The organism is Kitasatospora nipponensis (assembly GCF_039528135.1).
In the GTDB taxonomy this organism is placed as follows: Bacteria; Actinomycetota; Actinomycetes; order Streptomycetales; family Streptomycetaceae; genus Kitasatospora; species Kitasatospora nipponensis.
In genome coordinates this window covers 1-518 of the sequence record NZ_BAAALF010001163.1, presented here as the reverse complement: position 1 = coordinate 518, position 518 = coordinate 1, and the positions used below count along the sequence as shown (strand labels likewise).

At 68.5% G+C, this 518-nt stretch carries 2 protein-coding genes; both read right to left on the bottom strand.

Going from position 1 to position 518, the window contains the following annotated elements; all coding sequences use genetic code 11:
* Nucleotides 1–253, bottom strand: a 253-nt coding sequence (locus ABD323_RS45435; RefSeq protein ID WP_344447780.1) for a WXG100 family type VII secretion target, incomplete at its 3' end; no start/stop codon positions are given.
* Between the two features lie 107 nt (nucleotides 254–360).
* Nucleotides 361–518, bottom strand: a 158-nt coding sequence (locus ABD323_RS45430) for an alpha-ketoglutarate-dependent dioxygenase AlkB (protein ID WP_344447781.1), incomplete at its 5' end; no start/stop codon positions are given.

Genomic DNA, 518 nt, shown 5'->3' with positions numbered 1-518 from the left:
GCTGTCCGGCCGTGCTGCGCAGCGCTTCCGCGTTGTCGTCCATCGACCGGTGCAGATCGGTCAGCGCCTTGCGCCAGCTGTCCGCGACCTGGCCCAGCTGGGCGGAGACCGACCAGCCCGCGGTGGAGGAGGAGGCCTCGTCGGCGTCCTTGACCGCCCGGTCGGAGACCGGCCTGAGTTCGCCGTTGAGGTCGGTGACCACCTTGGCCGCGCTGTCCAGCTCCGCTGGATCCACGTTCAGTTGCGATGACAAGGTTCCGCCCCCACGAATCGGCCGCTCTCGGTCAACTGTCGGCGACCCCCTAGTGAATGAGACCCTCCGCAAGCGATCCCTGTCGATGAACCGTCACCGACCCGGCACTAAACCAAGCCGGACTGACGGATCGTGATATTCAGCCGCCCGACCAGACCGTGCGCCGGATCGCCCGTCCTCGGGTGGGTGCGCGGCACCCCGTGGTACGCGAAACGCATCGGGCCGCCGAAGACCAGCAGGTCACCGCTGCGCAGCTCGAGGTCGG